Annotated in this window: 21 protein-coding genes and 1 pseudogene; 4 read left to right on the plus strand and 18 right to left on the minus strand. The window is 60.2% G+C overall.

From position 1 onward, the window contains the following. Positions 1-72: 72 nt before the first annotated feature. From exeN to G5380_RS06185, 17 genes and pseudogenes are all read right to left on the minus strand, one after another. The gene (exeN, locus tag G5380_RS06105; RefSeq protein WP_421352521.1) at positions 73-840 is read right to left on the minus strand and encodes a GspN family type II secretion system protein ExeN; all 768 of its coding nucleotides are present in this window, start codon (positions 838-840) and stop codon (positions 73-75) included. Next, positions 837-1,328, minus strand: a complete 492-nt coding sequence (exeM, locus tag G5380_RS06110) for a GspM family type II secretion system protein ExeM (RefSeq protein ID WP_319919440.1) — start codon at positions 1,326-1,328, stop codon at positions 837-839. The genes exeN and exeM overlap by 4 nt, the downstream gene beginning before the upstream one ends. Then, complete coding sequence (exeL, locus tag G5380_RS06115) at positions 1,325-2,509, minus strand: GspL family type II secretion system protein ExeL (RefSeq protein ID WP_421352522.1); 1,185 nt, start codon at positions 2,507-2,509, stop codon at positions 1,325-1,327. Before exeL ends, exeM begins: the two co-directional genes overlap by 4 nt. Positions 2,510-2,630: 121 nt before the next feature. Beyond that, complete coding sequence (gene exeK / locus G5380_RS06120; protein ID WP_421352523.1) at positions 2,631-3,632, minus strand: GspK family T2SS minor pseudopilin variant ExeK; 1,002 nt, start codon at positions 3,630-3,632, stop codon at positions 2,631-2,633. A gap of 112 nt (positions 3,633-3,744) precedes the next feature. Continuing rightward, positions 3,745-4,392, minus strand: a pseudogene (gspJ, locus tag G5380_RS06125) (type II secretion system minor pseudopilin GspJ); the annotation flags it as partial. After that, on the minus strand, positions 4,389-4,748 hold the full coding sequence (gene exeI / locus G5380_RS06130) for a GspI family T2SS minor pseudopilin variant ExeI (RefSeq protein WP_201938365.1): 360 nt from the start codon (positions 4,746-4,748) through the stop codon (positions 4,389-4,391). The pseudogene gspJ and the gene exeI, both read right to left, overlap by 4 nt. Next, positions 4,745-5,317, minus strand: coding sequence for a GspH family T2SS minor pseudopilin variant ExeH (exeH, locus tag G5380_RS06135; protein ID WP_421352524.1), 573 nt, complete (start codon positions 5,315-5,317; stop codon positions 4,745-4,747). Before exeH ends, exeI begins: the two co-directional genes overlap by 4 nt. 47 nt (positions 5,318-5,364) lie before the next feature. Continuing rightward, positions 5,365-5,796, minus strand: a complete 432-nt coding sequence (exeG, locus tag G5380_RS06140; protein ID WP_005338297.1) for a GspG family T2SS major pseudopilin variant ExeG — start codon at positions 5,794-5,796, stop codon at positions 5,365-5,367. A gap of 97 nt (positions 5,797-5,893) precedes the next feature. Next, entirely contained in the window at positions 5,894-7,114 is a 1,221-nt protein-coding gene (exeF, locus tag G5380_RS06145; protein ID WP_005338296.1) for a GspF family T2SS innner membrane protein variant ExeF, read from the minus strand. A 1-nt stretch (position 7,115) separates the two neighbouring features. Beyond that, positions 7,116-8,621 (minus strand): type II secretion system ATPase GspE, encoded by a 1,506-nt coding sequence (gene gspE, locus G5380_RS06150; RefSeq protein WP_421352525.1) that lies wholly within the window; start codon positions 8,619-8,621, stop codon positions 7,116-7,118. Next, a complete protein-coding gene (gene exeD, locus G5380_RS06155; protein WP_227342243.1) occupies positions 8,621-10,660 on the minus strand; it encodes a GspD family T2SS secretin variant ExeD in 2,040 nt (679 codons plus the stop codon). The genes gspE and exeD overlap by 1 nt, the downstream gene beginning before the upstream one ends. A 21-nt stretch (positions 10,661-10,681) precedes the next feature. Next, positions 10,682-11,524, minus strand: a complete 843-nt coding sequence (gene exeC / locus G5380_RS06160; RefSeq protein WP_421205427.1) for a GspC family type II secretion system variant ExeC — start codon at positions 11,522-11,524, stop codon at positions 10,682-10,684. 221 nt (positions 11,525-11,745) lie between these two features. Beyond that, positions 11,746-12,432, minus strand: coding sequence for a GspB family T2SS assembly factor variant ExeB (exeB, locus tag G5380_RS06165; protein WP_421352526.1), 687 nt, complete (start codon positions 12,430-12,432; stop codon positions 11,746-11,748). Beyond that, a complete protein-coding gene (locus G5380_RS06170; protein WP_216953162.1) occupies positions 12,432-14,000 on the minus strand; it encodes an ExeA family protein in 1,569 nt (522 codons plus the stop codon). The genes exeB and G5380_RS06170 overlap by 1 nt, the downstream gene beginning before the upstream one ends. A gap of 377 nt (positions 14,001-14,377) precedes the next feature. Beyond that, on the minus strand, positions 14,378-15,499 hold the full coding sequence (locus G5380_RS06175; RefSeq protein ID WP_421352527.1) for a beta-ketoacyl-ACP synthase III: 1,122 nt from the start codon (positions 15,497-15,499) through the stop codon (positions 14,378-14,380). A 54-nt stretch (positions 15,500-15,553) separates the two neighbouring features. After that, positions 15,554-16,717: a vWA domain-containing protein gene (locus tag G5380_RS06180; RefSeq protein ID WP_421352528.1), complete on the minus strand. Its 1,164-nt coding sequence runs from the start codon at positions 16,715-16,717 to the stop codon at positions 15,554-15,556. Between the two features lie 3 nt (positions 16,718-16,720). Continuing rightward, the gene (locus G5380_RS06185; protein WP_421208582.1) at positions 16,721-17,563 is read right to left on the minus strand and encodes an AAA family ATPase; all 843 of its coding nucleotides are present in this window, start codon (positions 17,561-17,563) and stop codon (positions 16,721-16,723) included. A 159-nt stretch (positions 17,564-17,722) separates the two neighbouring features. Between G5380_RS06185 and cysK the strand changes: the two genes are divergently transcribed. The 4 genes from cysK to crr all read left to right on the plus strand — a co-directional run bounded on the left by cysK (position 17,723) and on the right by crr (position 21,717). Further along, complete coding sequence (gene cysK / locus G5380_RS06190; protein WP_005338267.1) at positions 17,723-18,691, plus strand: cysteine synthase A; 969 nt, start codon at positions 17,723-17,725, stop codon at positions 18,689-18,691. A gap of 440 nt (positions 18,692-19,131) precedes the next feature. Beyond that, positions 19,132-19,389 (plus strand): HPr family phosphocarrier protein, encoded by a 258-nt coding sequence (locus tag G5380_RS06195; protein WP_005338266.1) that lies wholly within the window; start codon positions 19,132-19,134, stop codon positions 19,387-19,389. Positions 19,390-19,435: 46 nt separating this feature from the next. Further along, positions 19,436-21,163 (plus strand): phosphoenolpyruvate-protein phosphotransferase PtsI, encoded by a 1,728-nt coding sequence (gene ptsI / locus G5380_RS06200; RefSeq protein ID WP_216978328.1) that lies wholly within the window; start codon positions 19,436-19,438, stop codon positions 21,161-21,163. Positions 21,164-21,207: 44 nt separating this feature from the next. Continuing rightward, positions 21,208-21,717, plus strand: a complete 510-nt coding sequence (crr, locus tag G5380_RS06205) for a PTS glucose transporter subunit IIA (RefSeq protein WP_216953167.1) — start codon at positions 21,208-21,210, stop codon at positions 21,715-21,717. 99 nt (positions 21,718-21,816) lie between these two features. On the opposite strand, the gene G5380_RS06210 is transcribed toward crr, so the two are convergent. Then, positions 21,817-22,749: a GGDEF domain-containing protein gene (locus G5380_RS06210; protein WP_421352529.1), complete on the minus strand. Its 933-nt coding sequence runs from the start codon at positions 22,747-22,749 to the stop codon at positions 21,817-21,819. Positions 22,750-22,860: the final 111 nt, after the last annotated feature.

Below are 22,860 nucleotides of genomic sequence, written 5' to 3' on the forward strand. Positions count from 1 at the left end.
CAACGGACACGTCACATGGACGATAAAAATGGCTCGGGTTGTCCCTGAGCCATTTTCACCTTGAATGATGGCTTAGATCCGCCCCTGATAGCGCAGGGGGAAGCGGCCCTGACTGTCGGGCTGGCCGAGGAAGGGGAGCCCTTGCTGCATCTGTGGTGGCAGTTCCGGGCCCGGCTTCAGGGTGCCCTGGAACAGGTATTGGCCATTGGGTTGCAGCTCGAGGCGACCCATGGTCTGTACCGCATCCGAGCCCTGCTTGAGTTCGGCCACCAGTTTGGAGTCGAGGCAGGTGAGTTTCAGCTCGGGGTCGGCCAGATCCAGCTTGCCCGCCGGGGTATCGGCGCTGGCATTGTACCAGTCGAGGTTGCCGTAGAGGTTGTCACACCAGGGGTTGCCCTGGACAAATTGCTCCACTTTGAGCTGCAGCTGGCCGCTGACGGTGATCGGGATCGGCAAGCGCATCGGCACCCGGCTCAGCAACCAGGGGGCGGGGGCGTTGAGGGTCAGATCCCGGCTGAAGGCGGCACCATTCCAGCCGACAATGCCCTGACCGTTCAGCCCGTTGCGATCGCCAAAGCGTATGGCCACTTCGGGTGCGAAGCGCAGCAGCGACCAGCCGTTGAGATCCCAGCGCAGCTGGTTCACCGATTCGCTGGCATATTGCAGTCGGGCGATCTGGCCATTCCAGAGGGTGCCGCTCACCCCTTCCAGTTTCAGCAGGTTGGCAACGTTGGCAGGCAGCGGCAGATAGCGAGCCACCAGCGCCGCGGGCAGGGTGGCCAGCAGGAAGAGCAGATAGGCTGTCAGAAACAGGCTGGCAATCAGGATGCGTTTTTTCATTGTGGACGACTCAACTGCAAACGTCTGACCTTGACCAGACCCGGGGCCAGATCCTCGCGGGCGATCTCGATGATTTGAACCTGAATGCCGTGCTGCTCCACCAGCGTGGAGAGCCAGAGCAGCAAGTCATCGAACTGGACCGTGTCGATCCACACTTGCAGCTCCTGCGCCTGGGGTTGCAGCCGGGCAATCTTGATCTTGTGGTTGAAGGCGGTGCGGTTGACCACCCCTTCCAGGGTGCCGCTGGTATCGATCTGGCGACCCGCTCCACCCTGCATGGCCAGCACCTCTTCACCCTTCTCCTTGAGCCAGGCGAGGGTCTGCTGCTGGTTTTGTACTTGGCGTTCGCGCTCGGCGATGCGGTTGTTGAGAGGATGCCAGACACTCCAGTAGAAGAGGCCGACCAGCAGCAGTATGCTGCCAGCAACCACCAGTCGCTGTTCCCGTGCTGTGATGCCGTGCCACCAGCTCTGCAATTTTTCCATCATGATGTCTTACCCTTGAGCACCAGCGCCCCTTCAACCTTGCCCTCGGTGCTGCGCACCTCGCCTTGCTGTACTTCGAATTGCTTGCCCGCCAGCTCGCGGAACCGCTCGATCTCGGCAAAGCCGGGGGCGGTCACCTGCAGCCGCAGCTCGCGGCGACTGGCATCAAAGCGCATCACCTGCGGCTTGAGGCCGGGGACTTCGGCAAAGGTGGGGGCCAGCTCGGTGAGCATCAGCAGCACACCGTTTTGCGGGGCCTGTCCCATCTGTTGCAGATGCTGGTTCATCTGGCTGCGCACGTTCACGATGCGGCTCTCCCCCGGGAAAATGCGGGTATAGACGGCACGGATCTCCGCTTTCAGCGCCTTGTCCTGCTCGGTGAGCTGATAGAGCTGTACCCCGCGCTGGCCGAGGGCCACCAGCAGCAACAAGCCTGCGGTGATGGCCACCTTGCGCCACTGCAACCAGTAGCGGGCATATTCGGTCTGGGGTCGATAGGGGCCGGTCAGCAGGTTGGCGCGGCAGGTGAGGGCCCCCTTGGCCAGCAGCAGCATAGGGAGTTCAGGCTCCGCCGCCTGCCAGTTGGCGGCGGCAATGGCGGGCACCGGTGTGTGGCTGTGGATGGTGACCGGCTCCGCTTCAGTCGCCAGCAAGATAGCCAGCAGCGGTTCGTCGGCGACGATCCCCTGACAGGGGCCTTGGCGTACCAGCCACTCGCTGCCGAGTTGCAGGGCAGACCAGCCATCAGCGGCCTGTGGCAGCGCCAGCACATCGGGCAGCAGTTGCAGGCTCTTGAGGCCAGCGGCATCGAGCCAGCCGAGCCACTCGGCCATCTTCTGCCGATCCACCGCCATCAGGTCGACCTGTTGCCCTTCGTGGGCCAGCACCACCAGATGGAGCTCGTCCACGTCGGAGGCGATCTGCTCCTCCAGCAGGTAGGGGAGGGCCGCCGCCGACTGGCGGTTGTAGCGACCCGGCAGGGTGACGCGCCGGAAGATCAGATCGCTGCCCGGCACCAGGGTGACCACGGGGCGGCCACCGGCCCGCTCCTGAAGCTCGCCCAGGGCATCGGCCGAGGGCAGGGTGCCGGAGGCGATGATCTCCTGCTCCTGACCGGACCAGACCAGCCAGGCCACGGGTTGTTGTTTATTGGTCCCCAGTCGGATGACCAGACTTTCGCTCACGCATCTCTCTCCTGCGATACCGGTTTGCAAAGGGCGTTGTGCGCCCTGGCACCGGTGCGCAGCCCGCAGGCTGCATCCAACATCTCTCGTACCCGCAGGCGATGGCCTGCAGGTGCGCTGTTTATTCGGCGCCGCTACTGAGGCGGCGCAGCATCACCAGTTTATTGTCCTTGCCCCGCTGGAACAGAGTTTCTAGCCAGGCCCGGTTGTCGCCGACCTCGGCCACGACTCGGGCTTCGAAGAAGTCGCTTTTCACCACCAACGCATCTTTCAGCCCTTTCACCGAATCGACCGGAGCGAGCATGTCTGTCATCAGCTTGCTCTCTTTCCACCCCTTCTGTGGCCGCTCGTTCAGCACCCGCTTGGCGTCATCCACCCCGATAGTACCCAGATAGAGGGCGACCAGCAGCTCGGGGCGCTGGGGGGCAAGGGCATTGATATTGATCTTCAACTTGTCGTTGGGCAGGGTGCAGACATAGGGGGCCAGTTTGGCATAGACCCTGGCCGTCACCCCGCGCACCGCCCTCAGCTCGTCCTTGCCCAGCATCCACTGGTTGGCGGTCAGATAGGGTGGCTTGAGACCCTCGTAATAGGCGTCCTCTGCACCAAGGCTGGAGACCAGCACCGTATCCTTGTCGGTCCAGTCACGGATGGCATCGGTGAGCTGGGCCGCCTCGTAATCATCCATCGCCAGCTGTTTGAGCAGTTCGCGAAACACTTGCACCGGATAGGGCTGCTGAGCCAGCTCCTCGCCGCTCCCCGCCTTGGAGGCCACGCTCAGGCTGTTGAGGTTGAAGCAGGATTGCAGGTCGGTCACCTCGCCCTTGAGCTGGCCATCGTCCACCGGAAACACAGTGTTCTTGCGGGCCCAGTTCTGGCTGAGGTTGACCACCTCGGGGTTGTCCTTGAAATCCTGCGTCAGCACCTTGCTCACCAGCGCCTCCGCCGAGAGGGCATACCACCACGCCTGTTTGCCTGTGGTGATGTTGGCGGTGCGGCGCAGCTCAAGCTGCAGGCGGCCGCTCATATTGCTGGCGATGATCACCATCACCGAGAGGATCAGCAGCACCACCAGCAGCGCCATGCCGCGCTGGCGACCGGGAGCGGCGAGATTAGCCCGCATTGGCGCCCCCTCCGTTCTGGCTGTCACCATTACCGCCATTGGTATTGCCGTTGCCGCCGTTGTTCCCGTTATTGCTGTTGTTGCCGCCCCCCTGGTCGGGGTTGCTGCTCTGGCTGTTCTCTTCGGCGCGCTGGCCACCGGCACCAATCAGGAACTGGCGGCGAATGGTGCCGTAATCTTCCAGATCCAGCTCCACTGCCAGCCCGTGGGGCAGCACGCTGCGCTGGCTCCACTCCTCTTTCCAGTTGCCCTTGTCGAAGAAGTAGAGGCGAAACGCCGTGACCCCCGCCAGCACCGGCTGGATGCGCGGCGCGGTGCCGATCACCGGATCCGGATAGAGATAGCTCAGGCGCTCCAGCTTCTGCTCCTTGAGACGCCAGCCGACCCGCTGCAGATGGGAGCGGGGCAGCATGCCGTCCGGGTTGAGCCAGCCGCTGCGCATAAAGGCCATGCCCCAGTCATCGCTCTGCTGGCCGAAGCGGGAAGCCGCTAGCAGCACCTTGTTGTTCTCCCCCTCGATGCGACCGCTGCGCGGCACCATCTGGGTGATGTCTCGCTCCAGCAGGGTGAAGGCGAGTTGCAGTTCGTTGAGGCGGGCCTCCTTGCGCTTTGCCACCTCGTCGCTGGTGAGCACCCCCTGCAGCACCTGATAGGCACCCATGCTGAGAGTGGCGAAGATGGCGATCGCCACCAGCATTTCGAGCAGGGTGAAACCGGCGTGACGGACGGGGCGAGGCGTGCGGGCGGATAGCTGGGTCATCGGCTGATATAGGTCCGCATCATGGCGACCGGGTTCTCGGCCTTGGCCTCGGTACGCACTTCCATATCGAGCGCCCGGAAGTTGTTGTCGGCGGTGGCGACGCCGCGATAGCGCCAGTACCAGGTGCTGCCCGCCATCTGCTCATCCCCTTCCACCCAGCTGTCACCGGGCCACTTGTTCTCGAGCTTCTGTTGCACCAGCTGGTTCTCTACCACCCAGGTGGCGAATGTCTTCTGTTCCAGATAGTTGAGGGCCGAGAGGTGTTCGCTGGCGGTTTTCATTACCGCGAGACCCGCTATGGCAAAGACTGCCAGCGCCACCATCACTTCGAGTAAGGTCATGCCACGGGCGTTCATTCGCTCACCTCTTCATCTTCATCGCCGGTGAGCAGGGTGAGGCGGCCGAACTCGTCCCCCTTGACGATGCGGGTGTAGCGGGCATCGTCATCCTGCTGGGTGAAGGTGAGCACGAACGGGCTCAGCTCGCCGCCCGGGAAGATGAGCAACTGCGGCGTGCGCTCCTTCTCGTCGCGCTTCTGTTCGGTTTTTTCGTCGGAGTCCGGCTGCCAGCCAAAGCCTTCCAGCTCCAGCGCCAGCGTCATGTTCTCGGCTAGTTGCACCGGCCCCAGCTGCTTGTCGTCAGTCAGGGCCAGCCACTTGCGATCCTTGGCCTGACGCTGCATAAACTGCCAGCCGTTATCCTCGATGCGAATGCCTACCAGACGACCATCCATCACCGCATACTCCTGCGCCAGCTGCAGGGTCGCCATCAGGCGACGCGCCTGCTTGTCCAGCTCCCTATCCCCTCTGGCGCCTCCCATGCTGAGAGTGACGGCGGTGGCCACTAGTCCCATCAGCATGGCGACCAGCAACACTTCCAGCAGAGTAAAGCCTGATTGGCGACGGGCAGATGGAACAACCCTCATTCAGGCTGCTCCAGCAAGGCGGAGTGAATGCGCTGGCGACATATCACTTATTGGAAATCCTTCAGGTTCCAGTTGCCGATGTCATCATCGGTACCGGCTTCACCATCCAGACCCATGGAGAAGATGTCGATCTTGCCGAACTGGCCCGGGCTCAGCAGTTGGTACGGGTTGCCCCAGGGATCTTGCGGCAGGCGCTTGATGTAGCCGCCATCGCGGTAGCTGCGCGGTGCCGGATCGATGGAAGGCTTGGTCACCAGCGCGTCCAGGCCCTGTTCTGTTGTCGGGTAGCGGTTGTTGTCCAGCTTGTACATGTCGAGGGCGTTTTCCAGCGCCACGATATCGGAGACCGCTTTCTGCTGGTCAGCTTTCTCCTTGTTGCCCATCAGGTTGGGCACCACCAGACTGGCCAGAATGCCGAGGATCACGATGACCACCATGACTTCCAGCAGGGTAAAACCGGATTGACGACGTTTGTTCATGAGTTGCTCCGTAACGAATGAGATGGGATGGCCCATCAGAGAGTGATCACTGGGTGGGTTCGACGGGCCGCCAGCGGCGCCACCGAACACCGGAAACTTACATATTCACCATATTGTTGAGCTCGAGGATCGGCTGCAGGATCGACATCACGATAAACAGCACCACCCCGGCCATGGAGACCACCAGCATGGGTTCGAACACCCCGAGGGCGATATTGACCTGGGATTCAAACTCCCGATCCTGGTTGTCTGCCGCCCGCTCCAGCATGCTGTCGAGCTCGCCGCTCTGCTCGCCGGAGGCGATCATGTGCAGCATCATGGGCGGGAAAATCTTGGTCTCGGTCAGCGACTTGCGCAGACTGGTCCCCTCGCGCACCCGTTCGGCGGCCTCGAGAATGCGCATTCTGGCAAAGTCGTTGGAGAGCACTTCGCCGGAGATCTTCATCCCCTCCAGCAGCGGTACCGCACTGGCGTTGAGGATGCTTAACGTACGGGCGAAGCGGGCGGTGTTGAGACCGCGGCTGACCCGGCCAATCACCGGCAGGCCGAGCAGCACCTGATGCCAGCGTCGGCGACGCTTTTCATCGGTGAGCCACCAGCGCCAGACAAAGCTGCCAAGGAAGATCAGCAGCAGGAACCAGAGGCCGTAGGCCTGCATCAGTTCGCTGGTGCCGATGAGAAAACGGGTGGTGCCCGGCAGCTGCTGGCCCATGTGTTCAAACTGGGCCACTACCTTGGGTACCACGGCGGTGAGCAGGATCGAGATAACCCCGATGGCGACACAGGTGAGCACTATGGGGTAGATCATCGCCTGCAGCAGCTTGGTGCGCATATGCTGGCGCTGCTCTGTGTAGTCAGCGAGACGGTTGAGCACCTTCTCCAGATGGCCCGATTTTTCACCGGCCGCCACCATGGAGCGAAACAGCTGGTCGAATACATGGGGAAAGGCCCCCAGCGAGTCGGCCAGCGAATAGCCTTCCACCACCTTGCTGCGCACGGTCGCCACCAGAGAGCGCAAGTGAGCTTTTTCGCACTGCTCGGCCACCGCCTTGAGCGCCTCTTCGATGGTGAGGCCGGCCCCCACCAGAGTGGCCAGCTGGCGAGTGATCAGGGCCAGCTCGGCTGTGCTGGCGCCACGACGGAACAGGGCGAAGCGGGTCGCCTCCCGTTTTGCCTTCTCGGTGGTCTCGTTCACCTCGAGGGGGGTGAGCCCCTGCTCGCGCAGCAGTTGGCGCACCTGACGGGCCGAGTCACCCTCCATCACGCCGCTCTTGCTGCGCCCCTTGTTGTCGAGGGCCTTATATTCGAATGCCGCCATCTCAATCTTCCCGGGTCACGCGCAGTACCTCTTCGAGGCTGGTCTGCCCCTTGAGCACCTTGTCGATACCGTCGCGGCGGATGCTGGGGGTGTGGCCGCGGATCAGCCGCTCGATGGCCATCTCGCCGCTGGCGCCGTGAATGGCTTCACGCACCGCCTCGTCAACCACCACCAGTTCGTGGATGCCGGTCCGGCCACGATAGCCGGTGTGGTTGCACTGTTCGCAGCCCACCGGATGCCAGATAGGCTGATCAGGTTCCAGTGTGATACCCATTGCAAGTCGCTCCTGCTCGGTGGGCGGACGCGAGGCGCGGCAATCGGGGCAGAGGGTACGCACCAGCCGCTGGGCCAGCACCGCCAAGAGCGACGAGGAAAGCAGGAAGGGCTCGATCCCCATGTCCCGCATCCGGGTGATGGCGCCGATGGCGGTGTTGGTGTGCAGGGTCGACATCACCAGGTGACCGGTCAGTGACGCCTGCACCGCAATCTGGGCGGTTTCAAGGTCACGAATTTCCCCCACCATCACTACGTCCGGATCCTGGCGCAGAATGGCGCGCAGGCCGCGGGCGAAGGTCATGTCCACCTTGGTGTTGACCTGGGTCTGGCCCACCCCTTCGAGGTCATACTCGATGGGGTCTTCCACCGTCAGGATGTTGCGATCCCGCGAGTTGATTTCTGACAGCGCCGCATAGAGGGTGGTGGATTTACCGGAACCGGTCGGGCCGGTGACCAGAATAATGCCGTGGGGCTTGCGGATAAGCTCGCTGATGATGCTGCGGTTGCGCGCCGTCATGCCGAGCTGCTTGAGCTCGAGGCGCACGTTGTTCTTGTCGAGCAGACGCAATACCACCCGCTCGCCGTAGCTGGACGGCATGGTGGAGACCCGCACGTCGACGGCGCGGCCGCCGATACGCAACGAGATACGGCCATCCTGCGGTACCCGCTTCTCGGCAATATCCATCCGCGACATCACCTTGATCCGCGAGACCAGCAGTGATGCCAGCTTGCGATGGGGGCGCAGGATCTCCCGCAGTACCCCATCGATACGAAAACGGATCACTAGTGCCCGCTCGAAGGTCTCGATATGGATATCGGAGGCCTCCTCCTTGATCGCCTCGCTCAACATGGCGTTGATGAGGCGAATGATGGGGGCGTCGTCATCGGCATCCAGCAGATCTTCGCTTTGCGGCAGCTCTTCGGCCAGGGCGAAGAAGTCCATCTCGTTGCCGAGATCTTCCATCAGCTGGCGCGCTTCGGAGGAGTCGCGCTGATAGTGGGCCATCAGCAGCTCTTCGAAGGCCTCGTTGTCGAGCTGCTCCACCGCGAAGCTGCAACCCGCTACCCGCCGAACTTCCAGCAGGGCCTGCGGGGTGACGCCGGGGCGGCACTGCAGCACGGGAGCGCCGTCCCGCTCAATCAGGATCACCCCGAAGTTGCGGGCAAAGGCGAAGGGCAGCTCCGGCAGCGGGGGCGGCAACTCGCCGCCATCAAGATGGTAGGCACTCATCAGGGACGGCTCTGCACAAAGGGGGTGGTGCTGTCAGCTGTGTTCTGCTGGCGGCGTTTTATCTGCTCCATCTGATTTTCCACTTCCTGCCGGATTTCGGGTGACATCATCACATCCTGGCCATAGACGGGCAAAACCTGACGGGCGGGCGAGGTGAGATACCCCTCCTGGGCGGCAGCATTGAGCTGTTCGGCGCGGAACAGGCTGTACTTGTTACTGGAGACGCCGGTATAAACCTCCGCATCACGCAAGATGGTGGGCCGGATAAAGACCATCAGGTTGCGCTTGTTGGTGTTGGTGCTGGTGGAGCGGAACAGGTAACCCAGTACCGGGATATCGCCGAGTAACGGCACCTTGGAAACTTCCTCCTTGGTCTGCTCATCCATCAGGCCACCCAGTACCACTGTCTCGCCACTCTTCACCAGTACGGCGTTTTTCACCGTGCGGGTATCGAAGGTGGGGCCTAGTCCCTTGGTACTGTCTGATACGACCTTGGCGACGCTGGAGACCTCCTGCTCGATGTTGAGCAGTACCGAGTCCCCTTCGTTAATCTGCGGCGTAACCGTCAGCTTGGTGCCCACTGTCTTGCGCTCGATAGTGTTGAACACCTGATCGCTGGTGGTGGAGCTTTGTGAACCGCTCTGCACCGGCACCTCCTGTCCGACATTGAAGGAGGCCTCCTTGTTGTCCATGGTGACGATACTCGGGGTGGAGAGAATATCGCTCTTGGTATTGGAGGCGAGAGCCGTCGCCAACATGGCCCAATCGCCGTGATAGAAACCGGCGGCCATCCCGTTAAAGCTCCCAAGCAAGTTGGTAGCTGTCTCGGTATTGCCATCCTGGTAATCCTTACCGGCTGCGATGGCTCCGCCAATGGGCAGTGTTGTGTTGGTAAATTGGGTGCCGCCAGCGTTGGTGTTGGCCCACTGCACGCCCAGATTGAGGCCGTCACTGTCGGCAATTTCGACGATGATCGCTTCTACCAGCACCTGGGCGCGACGGATATCGAGCTTGGCCACCACCTGCTCCAGTTCCGCCATCACATCCGGCTGGGCGGTGATGACCAGGGCATTGGTTGCCTCGTCGGCAGAGATGGCCAGCTTGCCACCGCCGATGCTGGCGCCCCCTGTGGTTGCTCCGCCCCCCTTCTTGTCAGCCTCGATGCTGGAGCTGACCCCCTTGAGCACATCGACCATATCCTTGGCCTTGCCATATTTGAGATAGAAGACCCGGGTGTTGCCCTGACTCTGCAGGTCGCGGTCGAGCTGGCGAACCATCTGGATGATGCGGGCGCGCGCTTTCGGCTCACCGCTCACCACCACCGAGTTGGTACGCTCGTCGGCCACCACCTTGGGCGACAGCAACAGGGAGGCGGTGCCCCCTTGTGGATTGCCATCCTTGTTGAGGTTGGTCACCAGCCGCACCATCTCGCCGGCCGAGGCATATCTCAGTTTGATGATGTCCACATCCTGATCGCCTGCGCGGTCGACCCGGTTCACCACTTCCACCAGACGGTTGACCACGGCGGCGCGGCCGGTGATCAGCAGTACGTTTGATGGCTCGTAGTGCACCACGTTACCCCCACCGGCGTTGTCGTTGAGCTGGCGCAGCAGGGGAGCCAGTTCACGCACCGAGACGTTGCGTACCGGCACGACTCTGGTCACCATCTCGTCGCCCACTCCCGGGTTATTGCCATCCACCACCGGAATGGCGGAGGTTTTGGCATCCCGCGAGCGCAGCACCTTGAGCACGCCGTTATTCATCGGCACCACGGCAAAGCCGTAGACATCGAGCACACTCAGGAAGAACTGGTAGTACTGCTCCTCGTTGAGCAGGTCGTAGCTGCGCACGTTGATCTTGCCGCGCACCGAGGGCTCTATGATGATGGTCTTGTTGAGGTTTTTGCCCACCGTATTGATAAATTCTTCGATGTCGGCGTTCTTGAAGCTGGCAGAGTACTCGGTGGCCCAGGCTGAGCCCGCCATCATCAGTGCCGCTGCGATAGTGGCCAGACGCCAGCCTTTCCCTTTAGTGGTCATTATTGGTACGACTCCAAATCATTATTCTGACAAGCGCACATAGACATCGAACTGTTCGCCCTGCCGCTCGACGGTCACTGTCATTTCCGTTGCGCCAGCCAGCTGCTGCATCGCCTGCATGGCTTGCATGTTGTCACGCAGATCCAGTCCGTTGATGCTGATGGCCAGATCATTGGCCTGCAGCCCGCTCTGGTTGAAAAATTCCGGATTGTTGCCCGGGTTGAGGCGATAACCGGCCATGCGGCCATCCATCTGAACCGGTGAAATATTGAGGTAATCAGTGATCTTGCCCGGATCGGCCATCAGCTCGCTGCGCAGAGAGCCAAGGAGAGTGGTATTTGTTGTTTGCGGTAGCGGCTTGCCATACTCCTCGCCATCCAGCATCAGGGTCTCGTCGCGGCCATCCCGCTCTATGATGACTCGATCCGGATAGACCTGCCGGATCCGCGCTTGGGTGCCGTCAATCATGTCGCCAACCCCGTAGGAGTTCTGGATGCCGGACATGGCGATGATGGCGATGGATTTGGCCGGATCCGAGCTTGCCAACACCCCGTTGAGCTGGGCATTAAGCTGGGTGCGCGGCGCATTGGCGGCCACGGCGGTTTTTGCCTGCGCCTTGGGGATCGCCTTGCCAAACAGCGCCAGTCGGCTCACCTCGCCCAGTTCAAGGCGCGGGCTGCTTTGGCCGCTGACCGCCACGGTGGAGGGTTGCCACGGCTGGTTGGATTGCGGGTTTGCCAGAGTGAGCAAGCGCCAGGTGAGGGCTGCGCTCTGCTGGGCCAGCATCAGCAGCAGCACCAGAAAGAACACTCCGGTGACGCGAGTCAAAGGAAGCTGTCGGCACCGGGCCAGCAGCAGGGTCAAGATGTCATCCCTGAATCGTAGCGTCATATTAATCAACAAATTCCAGGCTCTGGGGCGGCTGCGTATTGTGTACGGCTGCGTGCTGTGACACAACGGGTCGGGGCGCACCAAACCGTAAAAATGGATATTTCATCACACCGTAAACCTTTGAATGCTCATAAAAGTGGCACTCAGGCGAGGTGCATCCTGCTTGCCAGCGATTATCAGGGGAAGGTGTGTACTCACCCTTGCCAATCCTGCAACGCCTTGAGGGTTACGCTCTGGCCTCCGATATCCAGCACAATGTACTGCTGGTCGATGGTGGCGAGCACGACCCCGGGGGCTATCTCGCTCCCTTCCCGGTATTCGCGGCCATTGAGCACCACGGCCCGCTTGGCCGGATTGGATGAGAACACATGGGAGCCATAGCTGAATGCGGGCACTTGCTGGCGAACCGAAAGCGGAGCGGCATTCAGCGACATCAACTGGGTCGGCTGCACGCTTTGGGAAACTGTACCCGATTCCTGTTGCAGCGGTGTTTCGTTGAGGGCGCGCATCAATTGTTCGGCCAAGGTTGGTCGACTGGCTGCCGGATTGCTGGCAGCCGCTGCGACCCTGGGCTGCTGCACTACAGGTTCCGGCAGGGGCGGGGGCAGCGGACGGGTCACCATCGCCTTGGGCTCAACCCGCACGAAGGGGGAGGCAATCACCTCTTTTACCTCCACCTTCTCCTCGATGGGACGCAGGTGGATTAGATGCCAGCCATAGTTGGCACCCGCCCCCAGCAGCAGGGCAAGGGGCGCCAGCAACCAGCCGACGCGACGCGCGGGTTGCGCCTCCTCGCGGGCTATCGCCAACCCCATGGCGGGAATATGGCTCTGTTGCGAAGGCTGCTGGGCACGGCGCAGGGCATTGAGCAGGGTAGACATCAGGAGGTCTCCTCCAGTCTTGGCATGGGTTCGCCGGAGAGTGCGTTGAGCCGCAGCAGGGTGTTGCTGCCAGCGATGCCGTCAGGGGTGAGTCCTTGATCCCGCTGGAACTGCTGCAGTTTGTTCTTGAGCTCGCCATCGAAACGGCGCACCTTGCGTTCGGGTTGTTGCAATGCTCGGCTCAGAGCGTTGTCGAGCCACTGGATCTGGGTCTGTCCGGCATTGCTGGCGATCAGGCTGACGCCCCCTTTCGGCATGCGCCAGAGCAGGGTATAGCTGCCACCCCAGTTGTCGCTGAGCCACTGGCGATCCACTTGCCAGCTTTGGTTGCCGATCATCAGGCTGGCCTTGCTTGGCCCCAGATTGACCAGAGTCGCGTAGTAGAGGCCGCCAGTCTGGTCAGTGAGCGTGATCATGGCGGGATGCTGCAGGGCGCGCAGCTCCTCGAGGCTTGCCTCTCCCTCCTGGCAGCGCAGACCGGCGCGAGGGGCGTTGTCACAGGTGGCATCGAACGGTTCCGGTTCATAGCCCCAGACCCGATAGAGATTCTGCATGGCGCTCTCGGGGTCGAGGGCCTGATTGATCGCCTCGGTCAACTGTTCCTGTTGTTCGGCGGTCTCGTCAACGGTGACAGGCACCTCGACCTTGACCACAGGCCGTTCGGGGAATACGCCGAAAAATTGCCAACCCCACCAGCCTGCAGCTACCAGCAAGGCGCCAGCCAGTGTCACCATCAGACCGGAAAGCCAGCTCCCCTCATCACGGACGCCGCTCACCTCGAACGCTGCCTGGCTGATGTCGCCATGAACAATCTTGTAGCTGCCACGGGCGAAGGCGGCGAGCAGGGCGCGATCGCAGATGAGGTTGATCAGGCGCGGAATGCCGCCGGAGAGCCGATGCAGCGTCTGGATCGCTCTGGGGGTAAAAATGGGCTGCACACAACCGGCTACTTGCAGCCGGAAGCGGACGTAGGCATCCACATCGGTGGCGGAGAGGGGCAGCAGGTGGTAGCGGGCGGTGATGCGCTGGGCCAGTTGGCGCAACAGGGGCTGGCGCAGCATCTGTTGCAGTTCGGGTTGGCCGATCAGCACGATTTGCAGCAGTTTTTTCTCGTCGGTTTCCAGGTTGGTGAGCAGACGCAACTGCTCCAACACCCCGGGCAACAGATGTTGGGCCTCATCCACCAGTACCACGCTGCGCTTGCCTGCGGTCAGGTTGGCCAGCAGGTGGTCGCGGATCAGGTCGAACAGTTGCTTGATCCCGGCCTCGGCGGGGTAGGGGAGTTGAAACTCGTCGCAGATGGCTGCCAGCAGATCCCGTTCGGTCAGGGAGGGGTTGAGGATGTAGGCGATCTCGGTATCTGCTGGCAACTGCTGCAGCAGGCAACGGGAGACGGTGGTTTTGCCGGTGCCCACTTCGCCGGTCAGCAGCACAAAGCCGCCACCATCCTGCAATCCGTAGTTGAGGTGAGCAAGGGCTTCGCCGTGGCGCTCACTCATATAGAGGTACTTGGGATTGGGCGAGATGGAGAAAGGCGGTTCCGATAGGCCGAAGAACTGTGTGTACATGAGGGGATTCTTTTGTAGCCGGCGACAGATAAGAAATGTCTCCGGATGATAGCAAACCTCGAATTCATTGGAAGCCATCATTGGCAAAGGATGACAAATTGCAGCCTTTTCCTGTCATCTTGTGATCCAGATATCGCCCCGTTGCACCATGGTACTCAAAAATTGCAACCAATCTGAAAAATAAGTTTTTCATCAATGGCTTGTCGGTATGCGTTGTCACAGTAGTCCGGTGTTTTCGGATCAATAGTCATGGTCTGGCCACTATTTATGCCCGTTTTCTCCTCTCGTAAGGGTGAACCGAGAGAGGGGCTAGCGGCGAAACAGCGCCAAACCCCAATCAGAGTACAGGGCGCGGGCCACTCTCCCCGCGCACTCTGTTACTGTCGTTGTAGCAGCAGGCTACCGATGGAGTAGCCTGCGCCAAAGGAGCACAGTACGCCGCGAGCCCCCGCAGGAAGGTCGCGATTGTACAGATGAAACGCGATGATGGAACCCGCCGAGCTGGTATTGCCATAGCTGTCGAGAATGACCGGCGCCTCCTGCTGGCTGGCATCGTGGCCCAGCAGCTTGCGGCCGATGAACTGGTTCATGGTGAGGTTGGCCTGATGGAGCCAGAGCCGGCTCAGGGAGTCTGCTGCCCAACCTTGTTCATCGAGCTGGCCGGCAATCTGGTCGCACACCAGTGGCAACACCTCCTTGAACACCTTGCGCCCCTGCTGGCGAAACAGCTTGTCGTCGCCGTAGCGGGTGCGCGGGCTTAGCCGGTTCAAAAAGCCGAAGTTGTTGCGGATGTTGTTGGAGTATTGAGTCACCAGCTTGCTGGCTACCAGTTGCCACGGACTGGCCACCTTGCAATCGGCCTCCCGCTCCAGCAGCACCGCGGTGCAGGCATCGCCGAAGATAAAGTGACTGTCTCTGTCCCGGAAATTGAGGTGCCCCGAGCAGATCTCCGGATTGACCACCAGCGCCACGTTGGCTGTGCCTGCCGCCAGCATGTCTGCGGCTGTCTTGATGCCGAAGGTGGCAGACGAGCAGGCCACGTTCATATCAAAGGCCATGCCGCTCGCCCCCAGATAGTGCTGCAGCTCGATGGCCAGCGCCGGGTAGGGGCGCGGCATGTTGGAAGCGGCCACGATCACCAGGTCGATCTCGCCGGGCTCGCGGCCGGCGGCGATCAGAGCCTGCTCGGCGGCGGCTACTGCCATCTCCACCATGATGGAGGGCATCTCGTCGGGTCGTTCCGCCAGCAGCGGCTGCATGATGTCGGGGTTGAGCACTCCCTCTCGGCTCACCAGATACCGACTCTTGATGCCGGATGCCTTCTCGATGAACTCGCAGCTGGAGTGCTGCTTGGCGGGGAGCTGGCCGGCATCGATGGCGGAGGCGTTCTCCTCGTTGTAGAGATCCACATACTTGTTGAAGGCGGCCACCAGCTCTTCATTGCTGACGGCAAAGGGTGGGGTATAGAGGCCTGAGCCACTGATCACGATAGAGGTCATCTTTGCTCCTCGCCGGGTGCGTTCCCGGCTTGTCGGTTTATAGGGTAGAGAGGGTTACAGCTGGTCGATCGCCGCAGCGAGACCCGCCAGGGTCAGCGGATGCATCCGTCCGCCAACCACGTCATTCATCAGTTTGATGGAGGGATGCCAGAGCCACTCCCGCCGCGGGGTGGGATTGATCCACACCAGTTTGGGAAAGTGCTGCTGCAATCGGGTGAGCCACACCTGACCCGACTCCTCGTTCCACTGCTCGACGCTGCCGCCGGGCCAGGTGATCTCGTAGGGGCCCATGGTGGCATCCCCCACCAGGATCACCCGGTAGTCGCTGCCGTAGGTGCGCAGCAGGCGCAGGGTATCGAACCGCTCCTCAAAGCGGCGGGCGTTATCCTTCCAGACGAAGTCGTAGAGGCAGTTGTGAAAATAGAAGTACTCCAGATGCTTGAACTCGTGGCGCAGAGCCGAGAAGAGGCGCTGTACCTCGGCCACGTGGGCATCCATGGAGCCCCCCACATCGAAAAAAACCAGCAGCTTGACCCCGTTGTGGCGCTCGGGCCGCAGCTTCACATCGAGCCAGCCTTGGCGGGCAGAACTTTTTATGGTGTCGTCGAGATCCAGCTCATCGGGATTGCCTTTGCGTACCCAGCGTCTGAGCTTGCGCAGCGCGAGCTGGATGGCGCGCTGGCCAAGCGGTGAGTCGTCGCTGAAGTTGCGATAATGACGGGCCTCCCACACCTTGGCCGCCTTGCCATGCTGCCCCTCTCCACCCATGCGCACCCCCTCGGGGTGAAAACCGCCATGGCCAAACGGGCTGCTGCCGCCAGTCCCTACCCACTTGTTGCCACCGGCGTGGCGCTCTTTCTGCTCGCGTAACCGTTGGTTGAGGGTCTCCAGCAGCTTGTCGAGTCCGCCGAGGGATTTGAGCAACGCCTGCTCCTTTGGGCTCAGCAGCCGTTCGAATTCCTTGCGCAGCCACTCCTCGGGCAGGCTTTCCGGCAGCAGGGGGATGGCGTCCAGCCCCTCGTAGTATTCGGCGAAGGCGCGATCGAAGCGATCGTAGTGGGCCTCGTCTTTTACCAGCAGGCAGCGGGAGAGTTGGTAGAACTCGTCCATATCGGCAGCGACCAGCCGGGCTGCCAGCGCGGCGTGCAAGTCCATCAGCTCACGCAGGCTGCAGGGGAGCTTGTGGCGGCGCAGGTGGGTAAAAAAGTCGATCAGCATGGGTCAGCTGCCGCGCCGGGCCAGAAAGGCGAGCTTCTCGAAGAGATGCAAATCCTGCTCGGTCTTGAGCAGGGCGCCATATAGCGCGGGCACCAGCTTGCCGGGCTCGCGGGCGCGCATCGCCTCGGGGGCGATATCGTCGGCCAAGAGCAGGCAGATCCAGTCCAGTAGTTCCGAGGTGGAGGGCTTCTTGCGCAGCCCCTCTACTTCGCGCAGTTCGAAGAAGAGCTCCATTGCCTCGCCAAGCAGGCTCTCCTTGAGGTCGGGGTAGTGGAGTTTGACGATGGCCTGCATCTCGGCCTTGTCGGGGAAGCGGATGTAGTGGAAGAAACAGCGGCGCAGGAAGGCATCCGGCAGCTCTTTTTCGTTGTTGGAGGTGATGATGACCACCGGCCGCTGGCGCGCCTTGACTCGCTCGCCGGTCTCGTAGACGTCGAACTCCATCCGATCCAGCTCCAGCAGCAGATCGTTGGGGAATTCGATGTCGGCTTTGTCTATCTCGTCGATCAGCAGCACAGGTCGCTGCTCGGCGCTGAAGGCCTGCCACAACTTTCCTTGACGAATGTAGTGACTGATATCGGCCACTCTGGGGTCGCCGAGCTGGGAGTCCCGCAGCCGGGCCACCGCATCATATTCGTAGAGTCCCTGTTGGGCCTTGGTGGTGGACTTGATATGCCAGGCAATGAGATCGGTGCCGAGATGGTCGGCGACCGCTTCCGCCAGCACCGTCTTGCCGGTGCCCGGCTCCCCTTTGATCAGCAGCGGTTTTTCGAGGGTGATGGCGGCATTGACCGCCATCTTCAATGCATCGGAGGCGAGATACTGGCTGCTTCCTGAAAATCCCATAACGTCGGTTCCTTTGACGATTGGCGCCTGGAGTCAGGGGCCAGAGAGAATAAGCTCTATATGTTGTAATACCATATGGTTATAACGAATAGTCACTTCTCATTCAGAAACCACAGGGTAATCTTGTTTCATCGTCGTAACAAACACAGGGATAGCGCCATGAGCAAAATTTTTGAGGACAACAGCCAGACTATCGGTCACACCCCGCTGGTTCGTCTCAACCGTGTTACCAAAGGTCGCGTGCTGGCCAAGATCGAGAGCCGCAACCCCAGCTTCAGCGTCAAGTGCCGGATCGGTGCCAACCTGATCTGGGATGCCGAGAAGCGCGGCATCCTGACCAAGGGTAAGGAGATCATCGAGCCCACCAGCGGCAACACGGGTATTGCTCTGGCCTTTGTCGCGGCAGCTCGCGGCTATCCTATCACCCTGACCATGCCGGCTACCATGAGCCTGGAGCGCCGCAAGTTGCTCAAGGCGCTCGGTGCCAATCTGGTGCTGACCGAAGGGCCGCTTGGCATGAAGGGGGCCATTGCCAAGGCCAACGAGATCCTCGAATCCGAGCCGGGCAAGTATGTGTTGCTGCAACAGTTTGAAAACCCGGCCAACCCGGAGATCCACGAAAAGACTACCGGCCCCGAGATTTGGGATGCCACTGACGGCGAGGTAGATGTGTTCGTGGCCGGGGTCGGTACCGGCGGCACCATTACCGGTGTCTCCCGCTATCTGAAGCAGACGAAAGGCAAGGCGGTGGTCTCTGTTGCGGTCGAACCGGCGGAGTCGCCGGTCATCAGCCAGAAGCTGGCCGGGGAAGAGATCAAACCGGGCCCCCACAAGATCCAGGGGATCGGCGCCGGCTTTATCCCGGGCAACCTGGACCTCTCCCTCATCGACCGGGTGGAGAAAGTGACCAGCGATGAAGCCATCGAGATGGCCCGTCGTCTGATGGAGGAGGAGGGGATCCTGGCCGGTATCAGCTCCGGTGCTGCGGTGGTGGCAGCCAGCCGTCTTGCCGAGCTGCCGGAATTTGCGGGCAAAACCATTGTGGTCATCCTGCCGAGTGCGGCGGAGCGTTACCTCTCCAGCGCCCTGTTTGCCGGGGTGTTCAGCGAGCAGGAACTGCAGCAGTAACTGATCGGAATCTTTCAAAACAGCGGCGCTCCCAAGAGCGCCGCTTCTTTATGGGCTAGACTCAACCCCTGATAGTGTCACTTGATCCTTATTTTTTGGGGTAAAATAACAAGCTTGGGAGTGAGAAAAAAAGCAGACATTCCGCTCTAAATCTCATATCCTGTGCGGCGTCACGCGGTGTTTGCTGGCTGGGTATCACAAAGTAACAAAGTGTTATTTTTCGTTATAAAATAATTTCAGGCCAGTCCTGATGCGGCTTGTAGCCCAATAACTGAAAATTGCCAACCAGCGCGCCGATTACTGCACAGAAACTTGACCTGGATTAAACCATTGCGGGTCTGCTTTCGTTACTTTACAACATATCCATACTGACACGGTGGGTCAGGTTGCTTCAAAAACGACCAATCCACCAAAAAATATCAATAATATGGGGTGAAACCATGTACGAGAAGTCTGTTGTTATTACTGCTGAAAACGGCCTGCACACCCGTCCGGCAGCTCAGTTCGTGAAAGAAGCCAAAGAATTCCAAAGCGAGATCACTGTGGTCTCCGGTGGCAAGTCCGCCAGCGCCAAGAGCCTGTTCAAGCTGCAGACCCTGGGCCTGACCAAGGGTACCAACGTAACTATCCAGGCTGATGGCCCGGATGCTCAGCAAGCTGTTGAGAAGCTGGTTGCCCTGATGGACGAGCTGGAGTAATCCAGCTTTAGATTCCTCCCCCACAGTCGTTTTAATAGGAAGGATTATGATATCTGGCATTCTTGCGTCCCCCGGTATCGCATTCGGTAAGGCGCTTCTTCTTAAAGAAGATGAAATCGTTATCAATCAGGGCAAAATCTCTGCTGACCAGATTGATGCCGAGATCAACCGTTTCCTCGAAGCTCGTACCAAGTCAGCTACCCAGCTGGAAGCCATCAAAGAGATGGCCGGTCGCACCTTCGGTGAGGAAAAAGAGGCCATCTTCGAAGGCCACATCATGCTGCTCGAAGATGAGGAGCTGGAAGGGGATATCAAATCCTTCATCAAAGAGAACAAGGCTTCCGCTGACAAAGCCATCTATGAGGTGATCGAACAGTACGCCAAGATGATGGCCGAGCTGGATGACCCTTATCTGCGCGAACGCGCTACCGACTTCCGTGACATCGGTACCCGTCTGGTCAAGAACGTACTGGGCATCGCCGTTGTCAACCTGAGCACCATCGACGAAGAGGTGATCCTGGTCGCCAAAGACCTGACCCCGTCTGAAACCGCTCAAATCAACCTGAAATATGTGCTGGGTTTCGTCACCGACATCGGTGGCCGTACCTCTCACACCTCCATCATGGCCCGCTCCCTGGAGCTGCCGGCCGTGGTAGGCACCAACGACATCACCGAGCGCGTCAAGAACGGTGACATGCTGGTGCTGGATGCGATCAACAACCAGATCATCATCAATCCGACCGCTGAACAACTGACCGAAGCCAAGAAGTTCCAGGCTCAGTTCCAGGCCGAGAAAGATGAGCTGGCCAAGCTGAAAGATCTGCCTGCCATCACGCTGGATGGTCACCAGGTCGAAGTGTGCGCCAACATCGGTACCGTCAAGGATACCGAAGGTGCCATCCGTAATGGCGCCGAAGGCGTGGGTCTGTACCGTACCGAGTTCCTGTTCATGGACCGTGACGCGCTGCCGACCGAAGACGAGCAGTTCAAAGCCTACAAAGAAGTGGCCGAAGCGATGCCGGATCAGCCGATCATCGTGCGTACCATGGACATTGGCGGCGACAAAGAGCTGCCGTACATGAATTTCCCGAAAGAGATGAACCCCTTCCTGGGCTGGCGTGCCGTGCGTATTTTCTTCGACCGCGAAGACATCATGCACGCTCAGCTGCGGGCCATTCTGCGTGCGTCTGCCTTCGGCAAACTGCGCATCATGTTCCCGATGATCATCTCTGTCGAAGAGTTCCGTAGCCTGAAAGCTACCGTGGAGACGCTGAAAGCCGAACTGCGTGCTGAAGGCAAAGCCTTTGATGAATCCATCGAAGTGGGTATCATGATCGAGACCCCGGCCGCTGCCGTGATGGCTCATCATCTGGCCAAGGAAGTGGATTTCTTCAGTATCGGTACCAACGACCTGACCCAGTACACCCTGGCTGTCGATCGCGGTAACGAGATGATCTCCGCTATGTACAACCCGCTGTCACCCTCCGTCCTGACCCTGATCAAGATGGTTATCGATGCTTCCCACGCCGAAGGCAAGTGGACCGGTATGTGTGGTGAATTGGCTGGTGACGAGCGCGCCACCCTGCTGCTGCTGGGTATGGGTCTGGATGAGTTCTCCATGAGCGCCATCTCTGTACCGCGTATCAAGAAGCTTATCCGCAACACCAGCTTCGAAGATGTGAAGGCAATGGCTGACCAGGCATTGAGCTTTGCCACCGCTGCTGAAATCGAAGCGTGCGTAGATAACTTTATCAAGCAGAAGGCAGTCTGCTAAGATCGGCTGCAAACAGCGACAAATCATCTTTAGGAGCTTTTACTATGGGTCTGTTCGACAAACTGAAGAAACTGGTGTCCGACGATAGCGCTGATACCGGCGGCATCGAAATCTTTGCTCCGCTGTCTGGCGAAATTGTGCCGATCGAAGATGTGCCTGACGTTGTCTTCGCCGAGAAGATCGTGGGTGACGGCATCGCCATCAAGCCGGCTGGCAACAAGATGGTTGCTCCGTGCGACGGCACCATCGGCAAAATCTTCGAGACCAACCATGCGTTCTCTCTGGAGTCCGACTCTGGTATCGAGCTGTTCGTTCACTTCGGTATCGACACCGTTGAACTGAAAGGCGAAGGCTTCAAGCGTATCGCTCAGGAAGGCCAGCAGGTCAAGCGCGGTGATACCATCATCGAATTCGATCTGGCCGTTCTGGAAGCAAAAGCCAAATCTACCCTGACTCCGGTGGTCATCTCCAACATGGACGAGATCAAAGAGCTGGTGAAGATGACTGGTGCCGTGACTGTGGGCGAGACTCCGGTTATCCGCATCAAGAAGTAATGGTCGGCTGGCCTATGCCAGTTGCCGCAGTAAAAAACCGAAGCCTGGTGCTTCGGTTTTTTTATGGTTGCGTGCGAGCTTCCCTTTCTGGCTATCAGGCTATTGTGCCGAGATGACCACCCGGTTACGTCCCTGCTCCTTCGCCTGATAAAGGGCCCGGTCTGCCATCATCAGCAGATAGTCGATGCTCTCCTGACCCTTCATGCTGGCACACCCCAGACTGATGGTTAGCGCGATCTGTTTTCCTTGCCATGGCAAGCGGGTGGTACTGACATGCTGGCGCAGTTGTTCGGCGCGCCGTGCTGCCTGTTCAATATCGCAACCAGGCAGGATCAGCAGGAACTCCTCCCCGCCCCAACGGGCCAGACTCTCCCCCGGCAACAGCTGGCCCGCCATGGCGTGGGCGACGGCGCAGAGCGCGGCATCGCCTGCAGGGTGGCCGTAGCGGTCATTGACCTGCTTGAAATGATCGATATCTCCCAGTACTACCGAGAGGGGCTGGCCCTGCAACCAGAGAGCCTGCAGCTGTTGCTGTGCGCCACGCCGGTTGGTCAGTTCGGTAAGGGGATCGGTGCAGGAGAGGCGGCTCACCTCTTCTACCATGCATTGCAGGTCGTGGATATCGCGAAAGGTGACGATATGGCTATCCGGGATGGCATCTGCCCCCAGCTGGGCGGTGACGATAAACCAGCGAGAGTGGCCACTCTTGCATCGGATCAGCGCCGGCATCTCGGCGACTTCCAGTCCATGGTGCAGGCTCTGCTCTATCTGGTTATGCCAGGCCTGAATTACCGAGTTGCGATAGCTCTCATCGGGATAGGCGAGGTGAAACCAGCTCTCCATGTCCGGCAGATCCTGCAGCTCATAGCCCAGTTGTTCGCGAAAGGCCCTGTTGAGGAAGAGATGGCGACGCATGGGGATCCGTTCGGGTGACATATGACCCTGGCTGGCTGTCGACTCGGACACCAGGATTGGGAGCGGGATCACATCAAAGGAGCGAAACAGAATGTGCTCTAGTTGTTGGTCATCCATGGGCGAAAACGCGGCTCCCTGCTCTCCCGTTCGTTAGCCTACATTAGGTGAGAGACCGCAGCGGGTAAACTCATTTATCACTCTCCGGCGGTTGCCTGAGTGGACGGTCGT

The organism is Aeromonas sp. 604443 (genome assembly GCF_049170315.1).
GTDB classification, from domain to species: Bacteria; Pseudomonadota; Gammaproteobacteria; order Enterobacterales; family Aeromonadaceae; genus Aeromonas; species Aeromonas veronii_A.